The sequence below is a fragment of the Serratia sp. Res13-Sevr-LER1-36-b genome (genome assembly GCF_015673035.1).
GTDB lineage: Bacteria > Pseudomonadota > Gammaproteobacteria > Enterobacterales > Enterobacteriaceae > Chania > Chania fonticola_C.
The window spans coordinates 611995-634246 of sequence record NZ_JADACK010000005.1 but is presented as its reverse complement, the minus strand read 5'-3'; the positions used below and the strand labels follow the sequence as shown (position 1 = coordinate 634246).

General features: G+C 55.1%; 24 protein-coding genes. 9 read left to right on the top strand and 15 right to left on the bottom strand.

Going from position 1 to position 22252, the window contains the following annotated elements; translation table 11 throughout:
* The first annotated feature begins 129 nt into the window (after positions 1-129).
* A complete protein-coding gene (gene rsmF, locus IMQ33_RS03990; protein WP_196062498.1) occupies positions 130-1566 on the top strand; it encodes a 16S rRNA (cytosine(1407)-C(5))-methyltransferase RsmF in 1437 nt (478 codons plus the stop codon).
* Between the two features lie 3 nt (positions 1567-1569).
* Here rsmF and IMQ33_RS03985 read toward each other — a convergent pair whose 3' ends face one another.
* The 6 genes from IMQ33_RS03985 to IMQ33_RS03960 all read right to left on the bottom strand — a co-directional run bounded on the left by IMQ33_RS03985 (position 1570) and on the right by IMQ33_RS03960 (position 7558).
* A complete protein-coding gene (locus IMQ33_RS03985) occupies positions 1570-2541 on the bottom strand; it encodes a spore coat protein U domain-containing protein (protein WP_065685977.1) in 972 nt (323 codons plus the stop codon).
* The gene (locus IMQ33_RS03980) at positions 2538-5060 is read right to left on the bottom strand and encodes a fimbria/pilus outer membrane usher protein (protein WP_196062497.1); all 2523 of its coding nucleotides are present in this window, start codon (positions 5058-5060) and stop codon (positions 2538-2540) included. The genes IMQ33_RS03985 and IMQ33_RS03980 overlap by 4 nt, the downstream gene beginning before the upstream one ends.
* A gap of 18 nt (positions 5061-5078) precedes the next feature.
* Positions 5079-5876, bottom strand: a complete 798-nt coding sequence (locus tag IMQ33_RS03975) for a molecular chaperone (protein WP_065685975.1) — start codon at positions 5874-5876, stop codon at positions 5079-5081.
* An 18-nt stretch (positions 5877-5894) separates the two neighbouring features.
* Positions 5895-6419, bottom strand: a complete 525-nt coding sequence (locus tag IMQ33_RS03970) for a spore coat U domain-containing protein (protein ID WP_065685974.1) — start codon at positions 6417-6419, stop codon at positions 5895-5897.
* Between the two features lie 11 nt (positions 6420-6430).
* A complete protein-coding gene (locus tag IMQ33_RS03965) occupies positions 6431-6949 on the bottom strand; it encodes a spore coat U domain-containing protein (protein ID WP_065685973.1) in 519 nt (172 codons plus the stop codon).
* Between the two features lie 63 nt (positions 6950-7012).
* On the bottom strand, positions 7013-7558 hold the full coding sequence (locus tag IMQ33_RS03960) for a spore coat U domain-containing protein (protein WP_173409410.1): 546 nt from the start codon (positions 7556-7558) through the stop codon (positions 7013-7015).
* A 508-nt stretch (positions 7559-8066) separates the two neighbouring features.
* On the opposite strand from IMQ33_RS03960, the gene IMQ33_RS03955 reads away from it, so the two are divergent.
* Positions 8067-8315 (top strand): DUF1480 family protein, encoded by a 249-nt coding sequence (locus IMQ33_RS03955; RefSeq protein ID WP_021178226.1) that lies wholly within the window; start codon positions 8067-8069, stop codon positions 8313-8315.
* Between the two features lie 53 nt (positions 8316-8368).
* Here IMQ33_RS03955 and IMQ33_RS03950 read toward each other — a convergent pair whose 3' ends face one another.
* On the bottom strand, positions 8369-8974 hold the full coding sequence (locus tag IMQ33_RS03950; RefSeq protein WP_161712002.1) for a hypothetical protein: 606 nt from the start codon (positions 8972-8974) through the stop codon (positions 8369-8371).
* Positions 8975-8977: 3 nt separating this feature from the next.
* Positions 8978-9364: an ASCH domain-containing protein gene (locus tag IMQ33_RS03945; RefSeq protein ID WP_021178228.1), complete on the bottom strand. Its 387-nt coding sequence runs from the start codon at positions 9362-9364 to the stop codon at positions 8978-8980.
* Between the two features lie 338 nt (positions 9365-9702).
* Here IMQ33_RS03945 and yniD point away from each other — a divergent pair, with 338 nt between their 5' ends.
* Entirely contained in the window at positions 9703-9810 is a 108-nt protein-coding gene (gene yniD / locus IMQ33_RS26065) for a small membrane protein YniD (protein WP_223499378.1), read from the top strand.
* On the opposite strand, the gene IMQ33_RS03940 is transcribed toward yniD, so the two are convergent.
* Positions 9807-9995 carry a hypothetical protein gene (locus tag IMQ33_RS03940; RefSeq protein ID WP_161740277.1) on the bottom strand — a complete coding sequence of 63 codons (189 nt, stop codon included), beginning with the start codon at positions 9993-9995 and terminating at the stop codon, positions 9807-9809. The two genes, yniD and IMQ33_RS03940, sit on opposite strands and share 4 nt — an antisense overlap.
* 172 nt (positions 9996-10167) lie before the next feature.
* Here IMQ33_RS03940 and IMQ33_RS03935 point away from each other — a divergent pair, with 172 nt between their 5' ends.
* Complete coding sequence (locus IMQ33_RS03935) at positions 10168-10377, top strand: DUF2767 family protein (protein ID WP_021804636.1); 210 nt, start codon at positions 10168-10170, stop codon at positions 10375-10377.
* 152 nt (positions 10378-10529) lie between these two features.
* Here IMQ33_RS03935 and IMQ33_RS03930 read toward each other — a convergent pair whose 3' ends face one another.
* Entirely contained in the window at positions 10530-11102 is a 573-nt protein-coding gene (locus IMQ33_RS03930) for a HutD family protein (protein WP_065685969.1), read from the bottom strand.
* On the bottom strand, positions 11102-12472 hold the full coding sequence (locus IMQ33_RS03925) for a formimidoylglutamate deiminase (RefSeq protein WP_065685968.1): 1371 nt from the start codon (positions 12470-12472) through the stop codon (positions 11102-11104). Before IMQ33_RS03925 ends, IMQ33_RS03930 begins: the two co-directional genes overlap by 1 nt.
* Before the next feature lie 183 nt (positions 12473-12655).
* Between IMQ33_RS03925 and hutC the strand changes: the two genes are divergently transcribed.
* From hutC to IMQ33_RS03900, 5 genes are all read left to right on the top strand, one after another.
* Positions 12656-13411, top strand: a complete 756-nt coding sequence (hutC, locus tag IMQ33_RS03920) for a histidine utilization repressor (RefSeq protein WP_065685967.1) — start codon at positions 12656-12658, stop codon at positions 13409-13411.
* Positions 13412-13605: 194 nt separating this feature from the next.
* Positions 13606-14823, top strand: coding sequence for an imidazolonepropionase (hutI, locus tag IMQ33_RS03915; RefSeq protein ID WP_065685966.1), 1218 nt, complete (start codon positions 13606-13608; stop codon positions 14821-14823).
* The gene (gene hutG / locus IMQ33_RS03910; protein ID WP_196062957.1) at positions 14823-15620 is read left to right on the top strand and encodes an N-formylglutamate deformylase; all 798 of its coding nucleotides are present in this window, start codon (positions 14823-14825) and stop codon (positions 15618-15620) included. Before hutI ends, hutG begins: the two co-directional genes overlap by 1 nt.
* Positions 15621-15967: 347 nt before the next feature.
* A complete protein-coding gene (locus IMQ33_RS03905) occupies positions 15968-17503 on the top strand; it encodes a serine hydrolase (protein WP_196062958.1) in 1536 nt (511 codons plus the stop codon).
* A gap of 445 nt (positions 17504-17948) precedes the next feature.
* Positions 17949-18122 carry a hypothetical protein gene (locus IMQ33_RS03900; RefSeq protein ID WP_021178238.1) on the top strand — a complete coding sequence of 58 codons (174 nt, stop codon included), beginning with the start codon at positions 17949-17951 and terminating at the stop codon, positions 18120-18122.
* Positions 18123-18183: 61 nt separating this feature from the next.
* On the opposite strand, the gene IMQ33_RS03895 is transcribed toward IMQ33_RS03900, so the two are convergent.
* The 4 genes from IMQ33_RS03895 to IMQ33_RS03880 all read right to left on the bottom strand — a co-directional run bounded on the left by IMQ33_RS03895 (position 18184) and on the right by IMQ33_RS03880 (position 22155).
* A complete protein-coding gene (locus IMQ33_RS03895) occupies positions 18184-19062 on the bottom strand; it encodes a nucleoside-specific channel-forming protein Tsx (RefSeq protein WP_024529967.1) in 879 nt (292 codons plus the stop codon).
* Between the two features lie 378 nt (positions 19063-19440).
* Positions 19441-19713 carry a hypothetical protein gene (locus IMQ33_RS03890; protein ID WP_021804644.1) on the bottom strand — a complete coding sequence of 91 codons (273 nt, stop codon included), beginning with the start codon at positions 19711-19713 and terminating at the stop codon, positions 19441-19443.
* Between the two features lie 85 nt (positions 19714-19798).
* A complete protein-coding gene (gene yddG, locus IMQ33_RS03885) occupies positions 19799-20692 on the bottom strand; it encodes an aromatic amino acid DMT transporter YddG (RefSeq protein ID WP_065685962.1) in 894 nt (297 codons plus the stop codon).
* 92 nt (positions 20693-20784) lie between these two features.
* Positions 20785-22155 (bottom strand): APC family permease, encoded by a 1371-nt coding sequence (locus IMQ33_RS03880; protein WP_065685961.1) that lies wholly within the window; start codon positions 22153-22155, stop codon positions 20785-20787.
* Between the last annotated feature and the right edge of the window lie 97 nt (positions 22156-22252).

The window sequence follows — 22252 nt, the reverse complement described above, 5'->3', positions numbered from 1 at the left end:
CCCACCTAAATAATCCCTATCATTGCTGCTTTGCCATCCATCTCATTGACCAAAACTTGCCGGTATTCTCAGGCAGGCTGTTTATGGTAAACTAGCCCCTTCGATTTTTTTCCGCCCTGAGAGCTCCCTGTGGCTAAACCTGCCCCTGCTTTTTTGCCTCCTGCTTTTCTCGACGCAACTCGCGCCATCATGCCTGACCATTTATCCATGGATGACTTCATCGCTATTTGCCAGAAACCCTTGCGGCGTAGCCTGCGGGTCAACACGCTGAAAATCAGCGTTGCGGACTTTCTGGCGCTGGTAAAGGACTACGACTGGCGGCTGGAACCCATCCCCTGGTGCCCCGAAGGCTTTTGGATCGAGCGCGAGGACGAAGCATTACGGCTGGGTAGCGCGGCGGAGCATCTAAGCGGCCTGTTCTACATTCAGGAAGCCAGCTCCATGCTGCCGGTGAGCGCCCTGTTTGCCGGGCGTGAAACCCCGCGCCGGGTGCTGGATGTCGCCGCCGCGCCGGGTTCCAAAACCACCCAGATCGCCGCGTTGATGGGCAATCAGGGCGGCATTGTCGCCAATGAATATTCGGCCAGCCGAGTCAAGGTGTTGCATGCCAACATCAGCCGCTGCGGCGTCAAAAATACGGCGCTGACCCATTTCGACGGCCGGGTGTTTGGCGCAGCCTTACCGGAAAGCTTTGACGCCATCCTGCTGGATGCGCCCTGCTCTGGTGAAGGCGTGGTGCGTAAAGATCCGGATGCCATGAGCAACTGGTCGCCAGAAAGCGTAACCAGCATCGCGCAAACCCAATGGGAACTGATCGACAGCGCCTTCCACGCCCTGGCCCCCGGCGGCGTGATGGTTTACTCCACCTGCACGCTGAATGCCCAGGAAAATCAACAGGTGGTACATCAGCTGTTGGCAACCTATGGCAACGCCGTCAGCGTTGAGCCACTGGGCGAACTGTTTCCACAGGCGCAACTGGCCCTCACACCAGAAGGCTTCCTGCACGTTTTCCCACAGATTTATGACAGTGAAGGCTTCTTCGTCGCCCGGCTACGCAAAAATCATAGCGTTCCGGCTTTGGCCAAACCAAGCTATAAGTTGGGCAAGTTCCCTTTCGCCCCACTTTCGGCCCAGGAGTCCTCGCTGGTGGCGCAGGCGGCTGCAGCCTCGGGTTTAGTTTGGGATGAAACCAGTAAATTATGGGCGCGGGATAAAGAAATCTGGCTGTTCCCCGCCGCGCTGGAACCTTTAGTCAGCAAAGTGCGTTTTTCACGCATTGGCCTTAAGTTGGCGGAACGCTTCCCAAAAGGGTTCCGCTGGCAGCATGAGGCAGTGATCGCCTTGGCTGCCAGTGGCAACCCACAGACTTTTGAGCTCGATGCGGCACTGGCTCAGGAGTGGTTTCATGGCCGCGATCTCTACCCCTCGCAACCCCCACAGAGCAATGAGTGTATCGTCACTTATCAGCATCAGCCGCTAGGGTTAGCCAAACTGATTGGCAGCCGGATTAAAAACAGTCTGCCCCGCGAACTGGTGCGCGATGGAGTACTGGATTTCCATCAATAACGTTTAATAGGCCACGGTCACCGTTACGGTGTCACTATAACTTCCCGCTGGCTGGTTATTTTGCGAGAGATTAACCGAAGCAGTATAGGGGAAGGATTGCGAGGTGCCCGTGCCCGTCGCGTTGCTATTGGTGGCAGCGGTCCAAACGGTGCTATCCCCTTTGAACAGTTGATATTGAATATAGCTGGTGGTGCCGTTTACCGTAGACGCCATTTGCCTGTATTGGCCCGAACTGGCGACGCTGCTGGTCAGGTTGACCGAATAACTGGCGCTGAGGGTGCAACGTACGCTGATGGTATTGGAAACTACCGTAGTGAGGCCAGACGGCAACGCCGCGCTTCCGAACCCAACATTTGGCGCGCTGTCGATGTAGCAATAGTTGCTGACAACCAGCGACAGGTTGATATTGGAGCCGGACGTTATACTCCCGGAGTCTGCGACACAAATGGGGCCAAGCGCAATCGAGCAGATGTTCCAGTCCCAAGAGATCGGGATAGTATCAGTATAAGTGCCAGCAGCCAGGTTAGAGTTCATTTGTGGCCGGATAAAAATCGGCAGCGTGCTGTTTGGTGCGGTAAAAAGACCTAGTAAATCCAGTGCAGTAGTACTGGTCCAGGTAATGACGCTGCCCTGATTATATAGGGTGCTACACCCTCCATCCTTGCACAGACTGTATGGCAGATACTGGCCGGTCGCCGCACTGTATAAACGTGGCTGGGTGCCAGATGGATGTAAAGTCGTACCGATGGTGGCCTTGATAGTGTTAGTGCCGCCAAGATTAAGCAGCGAGCCGGTACATTTCAGCCCGCTACTGACAGAGGTGGTTAACGGGGTACTGCTGACATCAAAGGAATTCTGCGTGCCCAGGCTGCCCGCGGTTGCCGGAGCCGTGCAGCCCGCCCAACCGAACGGCATTACCCCCGCTAACAGCAGCAATGCCAATCCTGCCCGCATCCATCGTAATTGCATAATCATGATTTTTTCTCTTCGGCACTGCCTTGGCAGACCAGCGGCCCAACCTGTTCAATGCTGTGATAATTGGGGTTCAGGTCAAAATCCACACGGCACATTGAGAGGTCGTCCTGCTGAATACTTAACTGGCCGTGGGATTGTAAATGTGAGAAGTACACCAGCCCGTCATAGCCGACAACGGTGGTTTGTTGCGTGGTTTGTTCCGTGACCAACGTGCCCAGTTTCAGCGGTTGCCCGACGGCGTCATGCAACGTGATATTGGCCGAGAGGACTTTTTGTACCGGGAATTTCACCACCATCCCGCTGCCTTGCTTAACGGCAATGCGATTGTTGACCTGATTGGCCACCACGTCCGCCGGTAACGGCAGCGTGTCGATCTCGACCTTGGCCGGATAGTACGAACTGATCGAGGGGATAAGTAGATGCCCGTTGCTGTCGGTGGTGCCCATCTTCTGATTCTCGTACAGTACCGAAACCCCGGCGTAACTGTCAGTATCCACCACGATAAACGCGTCGTTGATCTTGTCCGACAGGAACCAGGAGTTGGCCATGAACACCACTGAGCCGCTCAGGTCTGCCCAGTTGGTATATTCCCCTTGTGGGCCGAAGATGCCGCCTTGCAGCGTGGCATAACGGGTTTTCCAGGTGGCATCGGCCTGTTGATAGGCATCGCCACCGCCGCTGTAAGCCAGGTTCCAGCCCATGCCGCCATCCGTGGGAGCGGCCTTGCTGGCCCCCACCTGCTGCTGATAATGCCCAGTATTGTTACGTGCTAACCCCGCATTGAGGCTGACATCACTGCCCAGTGGAATAATAAATTGCAGCTGCGCACTGTAACCGTTATCCCCCAACGTTTTGTTGAGTGAGACAAACATGCTGCTCTGGCCCCACAAGGCACGGCTGTAAGAGAGGTTCACCAGGCGGGTATGCGAGTTGTCATAGGCCTGTACGTCGTAATAGCCCAAGCCCAAAGTGCCATTACTTGAACCAAACGGCGAAGCACTGAAGGTGGCCTGATCGGATTGACGGCTCAGGCGGGTATTGCTGGTGTAAGACGTGAGATCCTGATAGCCCACGGTGCGCGAGGCCCGCTGCGCCGAAAAACTGAATAGCGTCGAATTATAGGAGTAGCCCAACGTGTACTGGCTACCGTCTTTTTTGTCCGTCACGTTAGTGCCCAGCGGATTATCAATATCCTGATTGGGATCAGGCATACCTGGCGTATTCGGCCGGACAATCTGGTCGTTCACCACGTTGCTGGTCGCCACTGGCGGATGATTAGCCTTGCTCTGGCTTCCTGACAGGCTCAGCGTCCCCCAGGTTCCCACCGCGATATCGGCCCCTAACCCGCCGAGTGCCAGCCCTTGTGTGGCCTCGCTGTGCCCAGAAAGCGTCAGATAATTACTCAGCCCATAGCGGTAAATCCCGCTGAAGGCTGCATCTGAATAATCGCCATTAGAGATGCCATAATCCTGGCGCACCGCGCCGAGTGACACATCAAAGTCGCTCAGGTTTTTACGCAGCAGGGTGTTGGAAACATAAAACGGCACCGTGGTCGATACCTGGCGCCCAACCGCATCGGTGGTGACGATCGTCGCTTCACCGGCACCGTTGATGTAAGGCACATTGGTGAGGGTAAATGGCCCGGAGTTAAGGTTATTGCTGCTAGCCTTAAAACCGTTGAGAAATAAATCCACGGTGCTGGGGACTGCGGCGGTACCGCTATATTGCAGTAACGGATAAGTCACCAGATCCGGGCGCAGGGCAAAATTGCGGCTGATACGTAATCCCCCCATGCGGGCCGAATTACTCCAGGTAAGCGAGTTGCTGACAAAATCCCCAAGCTGATAGCTGATCAGATCTTGTTCATCGCTATAACGCCAGAACGTATCGTAGCGCAGATAGCGGTCTTGTACGGCACTGCCACCCTCGCCCGATACGGTGTCGATATTGTAGCGATAGGTCCCGGTATTACTGATAAACCCCAGGTTGCTGAACAAACGCTGCTCCATCCAGGTGGCAACCGATCTGGAGCCTTCGTGGGGATCGGTATAATAGGAATCGTAGTTTAGCAGCAGACCTGTGCTGCTTTGCGCCACCGTGTAATTCATCAGGTTGCCGCCGCCGACGTCCTGTTTTGGCAGCCAGGCATCCGGTACCTGGAAAATCAGCTGCTGGGCGGCAGAATCATATTTCACCTTCACCCCAGGCAACTCCTCGACCTTAATCAACCCTTGCTGACCATTGGTCTGCACGTGGTTCTTCGCCAGCACGCCAGCCTCCACGTAATACGCGTTGTCCCGATAAGTCACGGGAACCACCTGCCCGTCGCTCTGGCCATTGACGACAAGGGTCAGGTAGAACATCGCATTGGTGATCACCGGTGCCGCACGCGGGGCATCGGGCAATGATGAGTATTCCTGCGCCTGAACGCAGAAGGTACTCAGGCAAAGCAGGCACAGACCGCCTCGGCAATACAGCGGATACTGATGACCGGGACGAGTAATGGCTCGGATCGGCATTCGTCGCGCTTCCTGCCGCTATTCGCCGCGCGGAATGACGATGGGTTTGGTGTTATCGGCAATTTGCGCATTGAGTTGCGCACCAGGACTAACCCCGGCAGGAACCGGCCAGCGCATCGACTGCCCAGGCAAGACGTAGCCCATAAAACCGGCGATCATGGTTTTCACGCCCTGCTGTTGGTTGCCTTTCTCTGACCAGAACACATTACTCAGCCGCGCATGCACAATGCCGCTATTACGAACCTGTAAATAGGTTTTTCCACCGTCATTGACCGTGTGCCATTGCAACACTGGGCGCGTCGCCGTAGCAGCATCGCGTTTGATATCGCTACGTTCGTTGGTCCACAAGCCGCCACCATCCATAAACAGCGGCAGCAGATAGCGCATCTGTAACTGCAACCCTACTACCGCTTTACTTTGCCCCCCGGCAGCGCCGTTGATCGGCGACGGGATTTCATCAACGATGATGCGGTAGGCCTGCTCGGTATTGGCCGGTACCGGTGTATTGCGGATCAGCCTGATCAGTTGGCGTTGCCCCGGCGGTACGGTGGCAAAAGGTGGGCTGGCGACCACGTTATTCTGATCGGCATAGCGCTCGTTAAAATTTTCCTGTTTCCATGCCAGCACACGCACCTGGAGAGAAACGGGTTCTGTCCCGCGATTTTCCAGCCATAAGGCCGAGCCGTTCTGATCGGACTCAATGATTTGATACACCGGCCAGACCAGCACCGAGCTGGCGGCTTGTGCCGTGCTTGAAGCACACAGGGTGTAACTCAGTACTACAGCGCTGATAATGCGGGTAAACAAGGTCGACATGGCTCATATCCTGATGATTCAATAAGTTAATGTTACGGTGACCGTATCGGTATAAGTTCCTGCCGAAGGCAGTGTGGTCACGGCGTATAACCGGGCATAAACCGGGTAAGTTTGTGTGGTACTGGGAAAACTGGGGATAGACATCACCAATGCGCCATTGCCCCAGACCTGACTACGGTTGGCATCGCGAAACAGCTGATAACCCAGCGTGTCGCTATTGGCGCTGTTTTGCATAAAACGGCGGGTGGCACTGCCCCCGTGGATGCCGTAATCCATGGCAATGCTGACCGTCGCTCCCGGCGTGCAGGTCACCACCACCGAACCGGCACCGGCGGTGCTCACGGTATCGACATTACTGGCAATGGTCGTCATGGTGCCGAAATTGATGGTGCCGAGGTTGGAAGTGGGGCTGGAAAATGAGCTGCCAAAAGCACAGCCGTTGGTCAGGGTTGCCGTCACGGTAAAGGTCGTGGTGGTTGGCGTGGCAGCACGTAGCGCACCGCACATCATCAACGGTAGCAGGATCAAGGAGACATGGCGCATCAATGCCCCCGCTACCAGGATACGGTGACATTCACCGTATCCAGATAAACACCGGCTGCCGGTGTGGTTTGCGCCGGAACACGACCATAAACGGTGTGCCATTGATCGGCTCCGTTGCCCGTGTCACTCAGCCCGGTGGTGTTATCCCAAATCGTCCCCCCGGGTTGGTTGGTGTAAAGGTTGTACAACACGCTAGCCGAGCTATTGGTGGTATTTACCATTTTGCGATTCGTGACCACGCCGCTGCTGCCCCCATCCAGCAAGATTTTATAACTCAGACCACTGACGCATTTGACACGGATTGAACCCGCCAACTGGGCGCTGGTCGCGTTAATCACAGTGTTCACAGCGGCAAAATTGCCGAAATTCATCGTGCCAAAGCTGGTATTGCCAGACGTCGTTGTTCCCGCTTCACAGGCGGGCAGCAACGTGGCCGCAATGCCGATCGTCGCCGCCTGGCCTAAGGGAATGTTGAGCAGCAAAGACTGCGACAAGATCGCAGGCAACAGCAGCAATACCCTGATCCCCATGCTCATTCCTTCCCGTATAGAAAACCAGCCAGGGGCTGATTCGCCCCCGACGGAATAACAGCCTTACCAGGAAAGCGTGGCGACTACGGTATCGTTGTAAGTCCCTGCGGTTGGTGTGGTACTAAGTTGGTCGCCAGGTAATACGCGGCCATAAATCGGGATGTTTTGCGCCGTGGTGCCTGTCGTTAAAGCAATCGGCGTATTAATGGCGATTTCCGTGGTGCGCGCACTATCAGAATAGAGGCGATAAGGAATGGTGTCACCGCCGGAGCTCATGGCGCGCAGCGCGCCCGTTGCCGCCAGACCGCCATTGAGCGACAGCGTCGGGCTAAGGCCGGTGCTACAGGTGATGGTGACCGCGCTGGAGCCATTGGCACCAAACACCGTACCGTTGATTACGCTGGTCAGGTCGGAGTAACTGCCAAAGTTCAAGGTCCCCCATTGGTTGGTGCCGCCAGTCGCGCCGCCATTACCCACGGTACAGCCGCTACCGATCGTTAACTGAATACCGACTTGCCCTGTCAAGGTCCCCGCCGCCTGCACACCAGAAGCCAACGTCAAGGTTGCAGCAGCCAGCAAGGCCAGTGATAAACTCTTTTTTTCGCCCATGATAACTCCCAATAACAACTTACACCGATGTGTATTCATGCAACCAGGTTGCGTATGGAAATTCTCTGGTGGACTCACGCACTGCCAAAAACTGCCAAAGGACGACGCTCAAGCCGGGTTCTGTTTTTTTGCAAGCGAACCCTGACGTTAACAACCTGATGACACAGGCTATCGTGGTTAAATATAGATTAATAAATTTAGCTTAAGCGGAATTTGTCTGCTTTCAATGAAATAAGAATAAAAAACCATTTTTCATATTATTAACAAATTTTACTCCAGTAAATCACGCCACACCTCGACTTTAAAATGGTTGAGAAGTGCGATAGTGAGTAACGTTAATATTTATCGTGGCAATCAAGTAAGCATTAATGGTTGGGTCTAGTGCTACGAGCAGCGTCAGGCGGGCCGATGGCTACTTTTTTTGTGACTTTTTCGCCTGTTTGTCTATGCTTAGTGGGTGGTCGCAACTGGTCACACCTCATACCACTAGCTTCAGCAAGGAGTTCCAATGGGCAAAACCGTCGTGAAAATAGGCAGCTTCGAGGTTGATGACGCGCATTTAACGCCAGCATCTGAACACGCCGAAGGGAAAAGCACCCTGGCGATCCCCTGCAAATCAGACCCCGACCTGTGCATGCAGCTGGACGGTTGGGACGAGCACACCAGTATTCCGGCTATGCTGGATGGCCAGCAGTCGCTGCTGTACAAACAGCATTACGATCGACATGCGGATGCCTGGGTGATGCGGCTGGAGTAGAGAGATTCAGGAGAAAGGACGCGCCGTGTTCCCATTGGGCACGGCACGTTGTTTTATGCGATGGCGATACCGCGCCCGGCAAAGAAACGGCCGAAATCCGCCAGTGACATTGTCACTTTCTGGCGGCTGACGAGGCTATCACCGGAAGGATTATGAAAGGTAAGGCTATGCCGATCTGCAGCGAACACCAACACTAGATGTCCACCCCGCGCTGGCGGCTGTACCGCGGGTTGCCGGATACTCGGATGCACCGAGGCGATAAAATAGCGGTGTTGCTCCAATAACGGCGGCAACTGATGTTCATCGAGATTGACTCGCACCTCTGCCGTTAGCGCAAACTGTTCACGCACAAACTTCACAAAAGGCGCATAAATCAGCCCTTTGATCCGTTCGCCATCACGCACATAGGCCCCGTAAGGCAAGCTGCGGCGTGCCAGCGCCAGCAATGGCGGTGCCGTGCCGTCCCGGTGCGTCAGCACCATTTTCAGACAGGCCATACCGCATACGTGGTTAGCCCACTCGACATATTCCTCCGGGCTGGCCGCCCCGCTCAGCCCCCAGTTGGCATCATCCGCCAACGTGGCACGCCCGGCAATCAGATCGGCAGCCAGCTCTGGCGTCGCCCATTGGCACACATAGGGCACTTCAGGCAGTGACATCACTCAGAATTTTTCTATAACCTTGAAATGCATCAACACCAGCGTCATATCCGGTGAGAATAGTTCATACTCTTCAAAGAAGCGTTTGTGCTCTTTACGCCAGTAATCCAGCGAGCGATCGCCTTCACCTTCCGCCAGGGCATGAGCCGCATCCACCTGCTCATAGGTACTCATATCCACCGTCGTCAGCTCAATGGCACACACCGGCTCATTCTTGCCGTCCACCACCACAAAGACATCGCCAGGCTGTGGAATACCTTCGCCATCCAGATTGGAGCAGGTGGCGGTCTTGACGCCATCCAGCACCAGCTTTACCAACTCATCCGCCTGCTGTTCGGTATCACCAAACGCCCAACGTTCTACATTTTCATACTTTTCAGGAATGGCCATTGCTTTACCTTTATTGATTGAGTCACAGGTGCTCAAGCAATATTACACCGTATTCCCTCACGTCTGCATCCATCACGTTGCTGCACCGGCTCGCAGCCCCTGCTTTTTACCTGACTTTACGGTAAAGTTCTGTGCGTACCGCAGTGCATCATTCATACTGTGGATCAACACGTCCTTAATGGCAGCCAACCTGCCAGGGCAGTAAAATGAACCAGGCAGAGCATGATCCCGATGACACCTTCAGTGATTTACTGAAAATCATCACAGTTATAGCCATCACCCTGATCGCTCTGGGTAGTTGGTACCTCTGCGTCTAAAGGAAAATAAGGAACCCCGAATTGCCAACCAAGCGTATGCGTACCAAACACTGGAAAATGTTTGTGATCCTGGTGCTGATCTGTCTGGCCCTGCTGTTATTGCGCTGGGCGGCTATCGTCTTCGGTTAATCCTGCATTCTATTAACCGCCTCTCCCGCTCGGGTAGGAGGCGCTTTGGCCACGGGTTCCAACAGCTCACGCAAATAGGCGATCCGGGCCTCTCCCTGCGGTAGCCACCAACGGCACCAGCGATTCTTCACTTCAGCATCTCGGCTAAGTTGATAATAAGCCGCTAATTGTTCAACCAGTTTCATGGTTACGCCCCTCTCGTTGATTTGACCAATCCAGTATTGAATATAAAAACAAGAAGAAACACTGATGGGATGATTTTTATACTTCCGGTTTTATTTTCTCTGTGGCCTGACGGGTAGCGCAGCCGGTTGGCAACTGCTACATTGAGCAAAAATCACCCAGCCGAGGTTAACGATGAAGTTCTCGGAACAGGAGATCAAACCAGTATGGGATGAGGTTGCCCGATTGATTGGCGACAGCGTGATGCAGTTGCGTCATCGCGGCGAGGAATTGTCGGTGGAGAGCCTGTCCAGGCAGTTGGCGCAGCATCTGGCGGAAAGCCACGATATTGAGCAGCGCATCCTGATCGGTGCGGCGATCAACATGCTGAAAGAGGGAAAGTGAATCGCCAACCGAAGTGGTTGGCGATCCTGTAAGAGCCCAAGGTATGCAAGCCCGGCCTCTCTTGGTGTTATATTCTCACGTCAGCCCTGGCAGAGTAATCGGAATAGTCCAGATTGGTGACAAAGAATACGCAGGCGCGGCCTACAGCGCCTCTACAACAGCGTGGCAGGCACGATATCGGCCCATAAGGCCCGTGCATCATTGCCCTGAGCCACCAGCCGTAGCGGGCCATTCCCTGGTAGCCACCAGCAACCCTGGCGTGCTGCCAGCAAGCTGCCGTCTGGCAACTGCCATTCCCCTCGCAACACATACAACACGCCAGCATGTTGTAATGATAGCCCGATGGTTTCAGCAATGCGTTGCACCTGTGCCTGGTAGTGGCCACGCCGCGTCATGATGTTGAAGTCCTGGCTGCTGCCACCTAATAATCTGGCCTCTAGCGCCACATCCCCGGGAAAGGCAAACGGCTCACCGATGCGCTGCAACTGGTGGTCGATCAGGCCTTCGCTGTACAAATGTACGCCATCGCCTTCCAACAAAGTGATAGAACGGTCAATGCCGTTAAAGGCCGAGAAAGGTCCGTCCTGCGCGATGGTAGCAATGCTGGCGCGCCAGCCGAATTCGGCGTTGCCCGGCGGTTGGCAGGTAATTTCGCGTGTTTCTCCGCCGCCATTACGCCAAGGGCTGACCGGCAGATCGGCAAAATCGAAACGGTTCAGTTTCATTACGCCTCCTGTTGGAACGTTTTCAGCACCTGTAGGAACTCTGCGCTGCTTTGCTGTTGCAGCGCATGACGCCCCTGCTCAATCACCTGTCGGCCGGCAACAAATACGTCGCGGATCTGCTCTTTGCCCCCGGCAAACAGCCAGCGGTTAAGGATAGATGCATCAGGCGCAGATGCCAGATACGGGTCGTCGCCATCCAGCACCAGCCAGTCCGCACGATAGCCTACCGCCAGCTTGCCAATTGCCGTACCACAGGCCTGAGCACCGCCCCGTAATGCCTGTTGATAGAGCACGTCTGCCACGGCGGGTTGCTCTGGCGTGGTCAGGCGGTTACGGCGTTGATCGCGCAGCCGCTGCCCATACTCAAACCAGCGTAACTCTTCCACCACGTTTAGGGAAACGTGGCTGTCCGAACCGATCCCCCAGCGCCCCTGGTGATGCAGGTAACTGTCGCCAGGGAAAATACCGTCACCCAGATTGGCCTCGGTAGTCGGGCATAATCCGGCTACCGCTTTGCTGCGAGCCATCTGCTCGAGCTCTTCACGATCAAGATGAGTAGCATGCACCAGACACCAGCGGCTATCCACCGGTAAATGTTCATACAGCCAGGCCACCGGGCGTTGACCGCTCCAGGCCAGGCAGTCGTTGACCTCTTTTTGCTGCTCAGCGATATGAATATGTACCGGCAAGGTCTGTTCAGAGGCCGCCAGGATCTGCTGCATCTGCCCCAGTTCAACCGCCCGCAGCGAATGGAAACATAACCCCTGATTCTGCAATGGCTGACCTGCCAGTTGGCGAGCTATCACCTGTTGTTGTTCGAGGTAGCTTTCCGCACTCTGAATGAAGCGCCGCTGCCCCGCTTGCGCAGGCTGGGCACCAAACCCGGCGTAACTGTAGAGCACCGGCAATAGGGTCATGCCAATGCCTGCCTGAAGCGCTGCCTCGCTGAGGCGCCCTGTCATCTCGCCCCGGTCGGCATAGGCTTTTCCTTCCGGTGTGTGATGCAGATAATGGAACTCGGCAACCTGGGTGTAGCCGCCCTTGAGCATTTCGATATACAGTTGACGGGCGATAACCCCAACCTGCTCCGGGGTTAAGCGCTGAACCAGGCGATACATCAGATCGCGCCAGGTCCAGAAGCTATCTTGTGGGTTGCCAGCCACCTCTGCCAGCCCGGCCATCGCGCGCTGGAAGGCATGAGAGTGCAGGTTCGGCATGCCCGGCACCACATCGCCGTGCAGGCGCAGGCAACCGTCAGGGTCGGCATTGGGGGTCACTTGGGCCAATTGACCGTGCGCATCGACATCGAGCCGTACGTTATGGGCCCAACCGGTCGGAAGCAGTGCGCGAGAGGCAAAATAAGCAGGCATAGCAGTATTCCAAAGTAGGTGTAACGGCTAAGGACGCACGACTATCACGCCGCGCAGGTAAAAAATTTGTAAACCAGTTTCATTCATCTGGTGAACGGATGCTTACTTGTATATACATATACATATCTTCAACATCAACAGTAAACTGGTGTTATTATTTTTTTATTTGACGAGGTTAACGTCGTGGTAGATCAACAGACCGTGTTGCAACTGGCTGCAGCAATGAGCGAAACCCCCGCCCCGATCTATCAACGGGTCAAACAGGCCATCGTAAGCCAAATCCGTGCGGGCCACTGGCAGCCGCACCAACGTGTTCCCTCGGAAAGTGAACTGGTCAGCGAGCTGGGCGTCAGCCGCATGACCATCAACCGGGCCTTGCGTGAATTGACCAGCGAGGGCTTTTTGATCCGCATGCAGGGCGTTGGCACCTTCGTGGCCGAGGCCAAGGCACACACAGCGCTGCTGGAAGTGCATAATATCGCCGATGAGATCGCCGCTCGAGGGCACCACCACAGCAGTAAAATTTTGCAGTTGACCGCCCGCCCCGCCAGCGCAGAGGAGGCGACGGCATTGGGGATCCAGCCAGGCCAGCAGCTGTTCTACTCGCAGATTGTGCATTATGAAAATGACGTGCCGGTGCAGGTGGAAGATCGCTGCGTCAACCCGCTGGCCGCCCCCGATTATATGCAGCAGGATTTCGATCGGGTCACGCCCTATATTTACCTGACCCAATCCGCTCCGTTGACCGCAGGTGAACATATTGTTGAAGCCGTGGTGCCAACCAAGCAGGAGCGCGAACTGCTGCAATTGGAAGACCACGAGCCGGGTCTGCTGATCCATCGTCGCACCTGGTCTGGCAAAATGGTGGTGACCTCCGCCCGCCTGCTCTATCCAGGCAGCCGCTATCAGCTGTTTGGCCGTTTTACCAATCAGGTTTGAGTTAGAACGAGCGTACTACCAAGTGGGCGCAGCGTACAGCGCCCCTACGATCGAATCCAGTGACGTTAAATCCTGCCTTTTTCGCGTTTCATCACATCTCGGTAACAAATTTTATCCCCCTCTCTTGTCGCAGCCCGGCGAATGCGCTAGGTTGTTTTTAATTGTATATACAACCATGTGGGAGCGGGAACACCATGACGTCTGAGATCCACTGCGACAGCCTGTGGCACGGGGCCGATATCGTCACCATGCGTGACGGCAAGTATCACATCATCAGCAACGGTGCGATCGCCGTGCGTGCAGGCAAGATTGTCTGGATGGGTGAACAGGCCGCCATGCCTGCCTTGGCCGCGACCAAAACGGTGAAGCTTGACGGTGGCATCATCACCCCTGGCCTGGTGGATTGCCACACGCACCTGGTGTTTGGCGGCAACCGCAGTGGTGAGTTTGAACAACGCCTGAACGGGGTGAGCTACGCAGAGATTGCCGCTCAAGGCGGTGGGATTATCTCCACGGTCAAGGCCACGCGCGATGCACAAGAAGAGTTGTTGCTGGAACAAGCACTGTTCCGCCTGCGGCCATTGCTGGCCGAGGGTGTCACCTGCGTAGAAATAAAATCCGGCTACGGTTTAACGCTGGCAAGCGAGTTGAAAATGTTGCGCGTGGCACGTCAGTTAGGCGCGACATTGCCGGTCGAGGTGAAAACCACCTGTCTGGCCGCTCATGCCCTGCCACCGGAATATGCCGGGCGCAGCGACGACTATATTGACCTGGTGTGCAATACCATCATCCCTGAAGCCGCAGCTGCAGGCCTGGCAGATGCAGTGGATGCGTTTTGCGAACACCTGGCCTTCTCCCCTGAGCAGGTTGAGAGGGTTTTCGCGGCCGCTGAGCTTGCTGGCCTGCCGGTAAAACTGCACGCGGAGCAGCTTTCTGCGCTCGGCGGTAGCGCATTGGCGGCACGGCATCATGCCCTTTCCGCCGATCACCTGGAATATGCCACCGAACAAGATGCGATAGCGATGGCGGCAGCCGGAACCGTCGCGGTGCTGTTGCCGGGCGCCTACTACCTGTTACGCGAAACGCAGTGCCCACCGGTTGAGCTGTTCCGCAAACACGGCGTAGCGATGGCTATTGCCAGCGATGCCAACCCAGGCACCTCACCCGCACTATCGCTGCGTCTGATGATTAATATGGCTTGCACCCTGTTCCGTCTTACGCCGGAAGAAGCGCTGGCTGGCGTAACGCTGCATGCCGCCAAGGCTTTGGGCCTGCAGGAAACCCACGGCTCGCTGGAAGTGGGCAAAGTGGCCGATTTTGTTCACTGGCCGCTGGCACGCCCGGCAGAGCTGGCTTACTGGTTGGGCGGCCAACTGCCCTGCACGGTGATTTTCCGAGGAGAAGTCCGTTAATGATTTGCGATCCTTTCGAGTTCCAGAGCGGCCAACTGCCGCTGTTGATCAGTATTCCCCATGCCGGCACCCGCTTGACGCCAGCGGTTGAGAAAGGGCTAACCGATGAGGCCCGCCCCCTGCAAGACACCGACTGGCATATCCCACGGCTGTACGATTTTGCCCGTGCCATGGGGGCCAGCATCCTGGTCGGTAACTATTCGCGCCTGGTGATTGACCTCAACCGCCCGGCAGATGACAAACCGCTCTACACCACTGCCACCACCGGTCTGTTTCCGGATGTGTTGTTCGATGGCCGCCCCAGTTTTCTTCCGGACGCCGCCCCTTCGGACGAAGAAAGGGCCGGATACCTGCAAAACATCTGGCAGCCCTACCATCAGCAACTACAAAATGAGCTGGCACGGCTAAAAGCCCAACACGGTTACGCCTTACTGTTTGACGCCCACTCGATCGCCTCCGTGATCCCGCGCCTGTTCGACGGCAAACTACCCGATCTCAACCTGGGCACCAACGGGGGGGAAAGCTGCCCAGCTTCACTGAGTGACAGGCTGGTCACCTGTTGTCAGCAGCAGCAACAGTTCAGCCACGTGCTCAACGGACGTTTTAAAGGGGGCTACATCACCCGTGCCTATGGTCAACCGCAGGAAAACCAGCACGCGGTGCAGCTGGAGCTGGCACAGGTGAACTATATGTCCGAGCAGACATTTGAATTTGATGCCGCCCGTGCCGCACCTTTACAACGCCTGTTGCAGCAGATGATAGAAAGCATGCTGGCCTGGGGCGAGCAACAACGCTAATCCGCCACAACTCCGGTGCCGCTATTGCGCCGGAGTTGACCTTGACCTCACCATTATCCCCTCCTGTCTTTCACGCCCTTCCATGACGATTTGAGCACTGCATCCCAATTTTGATGGAAAGGTTGCCCACTGGTCTGAACAGCGCACAAAACAGCGGCCCGTGACTTTTGCCTTGCGCCACAATTGGGCCTCTTTCATCCCATGCCCACCCGTTGCAAGCCAGAGATCAGGGATTGAAAGACCACCCTTGCCATACCCGCCATCCACTTCTTTATCCTGGCTGCGGTAGACACTCGTGTGTAGTCGGCCACGGTGATGTGTGGCGTTCGTTATCTCAGGAGGAAACTATGTCTGACACCCCGCTAAACTGGCGCGCCGCACAGGCAGCCGCCGCTCAACTGTTGGCAGGCTGGCAAACCGCAGGCCAACCCGGTGGGGCAATCACCCTGTTTGACACCGATATGACCCAGGCGGTGGTGTGTGCTGGGCTGGCCGATCTGGCACGCCGCGATCCTTTCACTGCCGATACCGTGGTGCGCTATACCTCCATCACCAAACATATTTTTGCCGCGCTGGCGCTCAATGCCACCGATAACGCCCTGCAGCTTGACGAGCGCCTTGGCAGTCTACTGCCCGAATTGCAGGGACAACTGGCGGAGGTGACGGTAGGCCAGGCTTTGGACATGACCAGCGGGCTACCTGATATTCGGCAAACGTTGGGGCTGCTTGGCGTCTCGGTCAACACCGTCAGTGAGGCCCAGCCAGTGATGGATTTTATCCATGGTTTAACCCGGCTCAACTACCCGGCGGGCAGTGAGATCACCTACACCAATACAGGCTATCGTCTGGTAGAGGCGGCGTTGAAGACTAAAGGATACGCTTTTAATGATCTGGTTCAGCAGCATCTGGCCCGCCCTCTGGACGTACAGCTACAAGCCCCCGAGAGCTGGTTTGATGTGGTGCCTGGGCTAGCTCCAGGCTATTGGCACACGGGCAACGGTTGGCAGCAGACCAGCGCCGGTTTGCATCTCTCCGCCTCTGGCAGCCTGACAGGGAGCGCCAACGCCCTCACCCGCTGGTTACAATGCCTGCTGGCCAATAAAGGCCCTGGTAAAGGGATCCTGACGCAGCTAAGTGCCCCGCGTCGGCTCAGTCAGGGTCAAATAAGCCATTACGGACTAGGGCTGGCGCAAACGCCACTTGGCAGCCAGACATTGCTGGGCCATGGCGGTTCTCATGCCGGTTATAAGACCTATTTTCTGCTAGCGCCAGACCGGCAAGCGGGTGTCCTGCTGGTCGCCAACCGTGAGGATTGTGACAGCTTTGCCATCATTTTACAGGTGATGGCGGCGCTGCTGAATGAACCACTGCCCCAACGCAGCACGGCGATCCCAGATGGCATCTACGCCACCCGGGCGGAACCCTATTGGTTGGAAGTTAAAGGGGGCAACGTGGCTTATCTGGGCACCAACGAACCGCTGTATCAAAGTGAAGACGGTTATGCGGTATCGCTCTCGGCCCATCAACCAATGCGCCTTAAGTGGACGGGTGAAGCCGTAGAAGGTGAAGTTGGCCACGTTGCACGCCGCTTTCTGCCTGTGGCTAGCGAAACGGTTTGTCTCAAGCAGGTTCAAGGGCAATGGTATCACCCACAATATCGCACCGCATTCGAAATTTGCGGCAACCAGATCCACATCGGGGTCGGCCCGGCGGTGCAAACCGGCACCCTGAGTTCGCTGGGGGACGGGCGGATATTGGTTGAAAGCAACGATGGGCCCAACCTGAATCGGTTTTGTCTGTATTTCCGTGGTTACCAGGTCGATCTGATCGCCAGCCGCAGCCGGGTACTTACGTTCAAAAAGAACATCAGCGCCCGTGCGTAAAGGTTCGCCGTGCTCTGTAGGGGCGCCGCATGCTGCGCCCGCCTAGCAGGGCGGTGTATCATTCACGCTAATTATTAAAAAATAGATCGTGGCCATCAGACAAAAAATTGTTCACGCTCAAAACTACTCATGATATTCGAGCAAATGCCGTAGATTTTTCTTGCGGCAAAATAAGCCATTCAGTAATTTTAGTGGGCCTCAAAAATGAGTAAACCTGCTCTTTTTCGTTGCACCTCAAAAACCATCTTATGTCATCGATAAATGATACTACTCAATTTCCCGCCGTCCCGTGCGGGAGTTCTTTTACTACTTTTCACTACTACAACGCCACTTTTTAGTCTTTTTTGTTGCTGTTTTGTTGCGAATAATTTACCTTTAGGCCTTGAAAAGCTCAACCACTCAGCGTGGCGACACCGCTATTTCTGGGCGTTTAGGAGTTATAACCATGCACATGACGTTGATGGAGTACATCCAGCTGCACTTCAATGGTGATATTTATCGCTATGCGCAATTTGAAGGTGTCAGCCGTGAGCAAATCCTCAAGTGGATCGACAATGAGTGCTACGTTATCAAGGGTAAATTGGTTATGCCGGTTAAACATTTACCCGCGGAAAGTTAGCTGTAATGATGAAAAAAAACCCCGCCAGTGCGGGGTTTCCTGTTTCTGATACCACGGAAAATCAGAAGTTATAACCGGCAACCAGGTAGTAACCCCAGCCGGTAGACTTGATTGGCCCCTGCGGCGTACCGATATCCACCCCATCATTCCATTGACCACCGTTATGGAAGTAACGAGCCACGAAGGAGTAATGCCAGTGATCGTAGTTCAGCGCTAAAATGTGGCTGGAGGCGATAGAGTTGCTGGTACGCGCCTGGCGGCCATCCACTACGAAGTTGTCGCTGCCCAGATCGGAGTCAAAGTCAAAGTTGGTGAAACCGATATAGCTCAGGTTGCCACCCCACATTTCGGTCAACGGCACAAAGTATTTCACCTTGAAGCGATAGCCGTCCCAGCTGTTCTCGTTGGATGCACCATAGTTCTGCCATTGGTATTTGGCATAAATGTTCATCGACAGGCTCATCGGCAGACCGGTATCGATATCGGTGCCTAGCCCCATATACCAGGTGCTTTGACGGGAGGCGTTGTTACGCCCCATGTCGTAAATGTAGTTGTTGGCAAAATACCACTCTTTGAACGGCCCAAAGCCCAGGTTGGTGCCGGTCAGTTTGTCGATGGAGAAGCGCGGTTCGATCTCCATAAACAGCGGTGAGCCTTTATCCCAGATACCACGGTTTGGGGTGTTACCGGTGCCGAAGAATTTTGGCACATCCACGTAACCATAGAAATCCAGCCAGTCTTTCTTGGCAAAGGCTTCATACTCCAGATACACGTCATTGTTCAGCTGCGGCCCGAAGCGGGTATGGTAGCTGCCTACTACGTTGACACTCTGATGCCACCAGTCTGAAAGATACTGGCTGTCTTTGCTTTCTGCCGCCATGGAAGCGGGGCTGAAAGACGCGGAGAGAAGCACACCTGCTGCGAGAGCTATTTTCTTCATTTTATTACCACATGCTGAGTGGGCCAATTCCCTGCCCGTTAGAATGATATGAGTCTGGCGACGCCTGCTGTAAACAAACGGTTACCTATTGCCGGTTGCCGTGCGCATTATAGAAAGCTCTCGCTGTAATAATCTGTGATCCAGTTAGGCATTTTACCATCGCGTAATCGATTGCGTTCTCATTTTATAAAATAAATTGCAGTGCAAAACATTTTTGATGTGATTTTCATCATGTCGGTAAATTTCAAACGACGATTTTTGGTGTCTTTGTGTTCAACACCAAATTTTAACCTGGGGTTAAAAAGCGCGTAAAAAAGCCGACGCTTATGTCGGCTTAGTGGCTGGCGGGCCCCTTATGTGGCGGACCGGTTGGTTTTATCAGCGGGCTCCAGGTACGGCTTTGGCAATGTTCTCTTGCCGGAATACCACCTCATCACCCGTGGCAATTTCCCATTGGCTGACCGGGATATCGACTTTCGGCGAGGCCACGACTACCGAGCCATGGATCAGCTTATCGTCACGGCGCAGGATCATCACATCCAACTGGTATTCATGCGGCAGGTTAGCGGTGGTTAGACGAACGATATCGCCGGTGCTGAAACTATGGCCATTTAGCGCTGGCTGCTGAATAAATTGAATATCTTTTCTCATTTTCCCGTTCCTTCTGGCAGAACACTTACCTTGAGATTAGCTCGAAATTCATTATTCTGCCGCCTGCGCAGGTAAAAAATAGGCCTCAGTCGGCGCGGGTGGCCCGCCAGCAAATCAGCGATCCTAGCGTTACCATCACCACCCCCTGCCAGAAGTTGAGGGTCAGTGCGGTGCTGAGTACCACGGCGGCAAATACCGATGACAACACCGGGGTAAAGTAAGATACGGTCGCCAGCAGCGTCATATTGCCATGCAGGATCCCAACGTTCCAAGCAGCATAGCCAGCCCCCATCGCCGTCCCCACGCACAGCAACGCCACCACAACCGGCAGGCTAAAGTGCATGCCGCTTTCATTACTGAAAGGATAAATCAGCCACAGTGCCAGAGCGGTCAGCGAGATAAACAGCACCACCGCGTTTTTGCCCTGGGCGATCCTCTTGGTCACGTTGCAATAGATGGCCCAAATCACCGCACCACTGAATGCCAGCCCGTAACTCAACGGATTGCTGCGCACGTTGGCCAGCATTTGCGCTGGTGACCAACCGCCGCTGCCACTCATGATCCAGCCAATCCCGAACAGGGAAAGCAACAAACCAGGCACAACCCACCATTTGGCCTTTTGCCCATTGAACAGGATGGCCATCAATACGGTAAAACAGGGCCAAAGATAGTTGATCATCCCCAACTCAATAGCCTGTGTGCGGTTGCTGGCAAAGCCCAACGACAGCGAAAGGCAAATCTCATACAGCACAAACAGCAGGCTGCCGAGGATCAGATAGGAACGGCGGAACTCGCGCAGCTTGGGAATGCCCATCACCACCAGCAGAAACAGCGTGCCCACGCTATAGATCATCGCCGCCCCGCCTACCGGCCCCAGTCCTTCACTGACGCTGCGGATCAGCCCAACCACGCTGCTCCATAACACAATGGCCAACAGGCCGAGCAAGGTAGCTTTATGGGAAGCAGACAACGGAGGCATTAGCGTAGGATCCAATTGGTTATTTTTGTGCGGTTTTTTACTCTACTGCCCTACCGGGGAAAAAGAAAGGGCGCAACGCTGCGCCCATACCTTTACTGCTGAGGCTGGCGCTCCAACTGCGGAGGAGGCTGGCGGAAACGACGGGTGAGATAGGCAAGATAGCCAAACCCGAGCGCCGCCCACAGCAGCCCCATGGTCAAGGAACTTTTTTCCAGGTTCAGCCACAAGATCCCTACCGTCAGCGCTCCCACCAGCGGCAAAATCAGGTAATGGAAGCGGTCTTTCCAGCTCTTATTGCGCCCTTGACGAATATAGAAGTGACTGATCACCGAAAGGTTGACGAAGGTAAAGGCCACCAGAGCACCAAAGTTAATCAGGGCTGTGGCCGTCACCAAATCGAAGGATAATGCCGATAACGCCACCAAACCAACCAACAGCACGTTAAGCGCTGGCGTGCGCCATTTAGGATGCACGTAACCAAAGAATTTTTCCGGGAACACATTATCGCGCCCCATCACATACAGCAGCCTGGACACGCTGGCATGGGAAGCCAGGCCAGAAGCCAGGGTGTTGATAAAGGTGATGCACAGGAATATGGACTGGAACAGCTTGCCACCCACATACAGCGCGATTTCCGGCAGTGCCGCATCCGGCTGTTTGAAACGCTCAAGTGTTGGGAAGAACAGCTGAATAAAGAACGACACGGCGATAAAGATCACCCCACCATAGAGTGCAGTAAGGAAGATAGCGCGGGGGATCACCCGGGCGGCATCAGGCGTTTCTTCACACAGCGTGGTGACGGCGTCAAAACCCAGAAACGAAAAGCACAGGATGGTAGCGCCGGTAATGATCGGCAATAGATGGGCGTTTTCACTGATAAAGGGTTGCAGACTCCACACCTGGCCAACCCCTTCGCCATTGTGCAACCCCCGTACCACCAGGAAGATAAACACCACGATAATCGCCACCTGCGCCACCACAAACAGGGTGTTGAAGTTTGCCACCAGGCTGACGCTTTTCAGGTTGATGGCGGTGATCAGGATCACAAACCCGACCACCCAGATCCACGGTGGGACCTCTGGGAACAGGGCCGTAAGATAAATTTTGGCCAATAGCGTATTGATCATCGGCAAAAACAGGTAATCCAGCAGTGATGACCAGCCAACGAGAAAACCCACGTGCGGGTTGATAGCCTTTTGCGCGTAGGTGTAAGCCGAGCCCGAGGTCGGGAACTGGCGCACCAGCTTGCCATAGCTGATGGCGGTAAACAGCACCCCGGCCAATGCCAACAGGTAGGACGCCGGAACGTGCCCGTCCGTCACGCCAGAAACGATACCGAAGGTGTCAAACACCGTCATTGGCGTCAGATAGGCCAGGCCCATCATCACCACTTGCCACAGTTTCAATGTCTTGCGCAGTTGCGGTTTGCCCGCGCCATTATCGTCGATGGCACTTATCGTCATTGGGTTATTCCTCACCGGCGTCCTGTACGCCAAGTTGGAAGAAGTCATCACCGTCGCGCACGGCTTCGCCAGGCCACAGGTAGCCCGCGGGAATGCG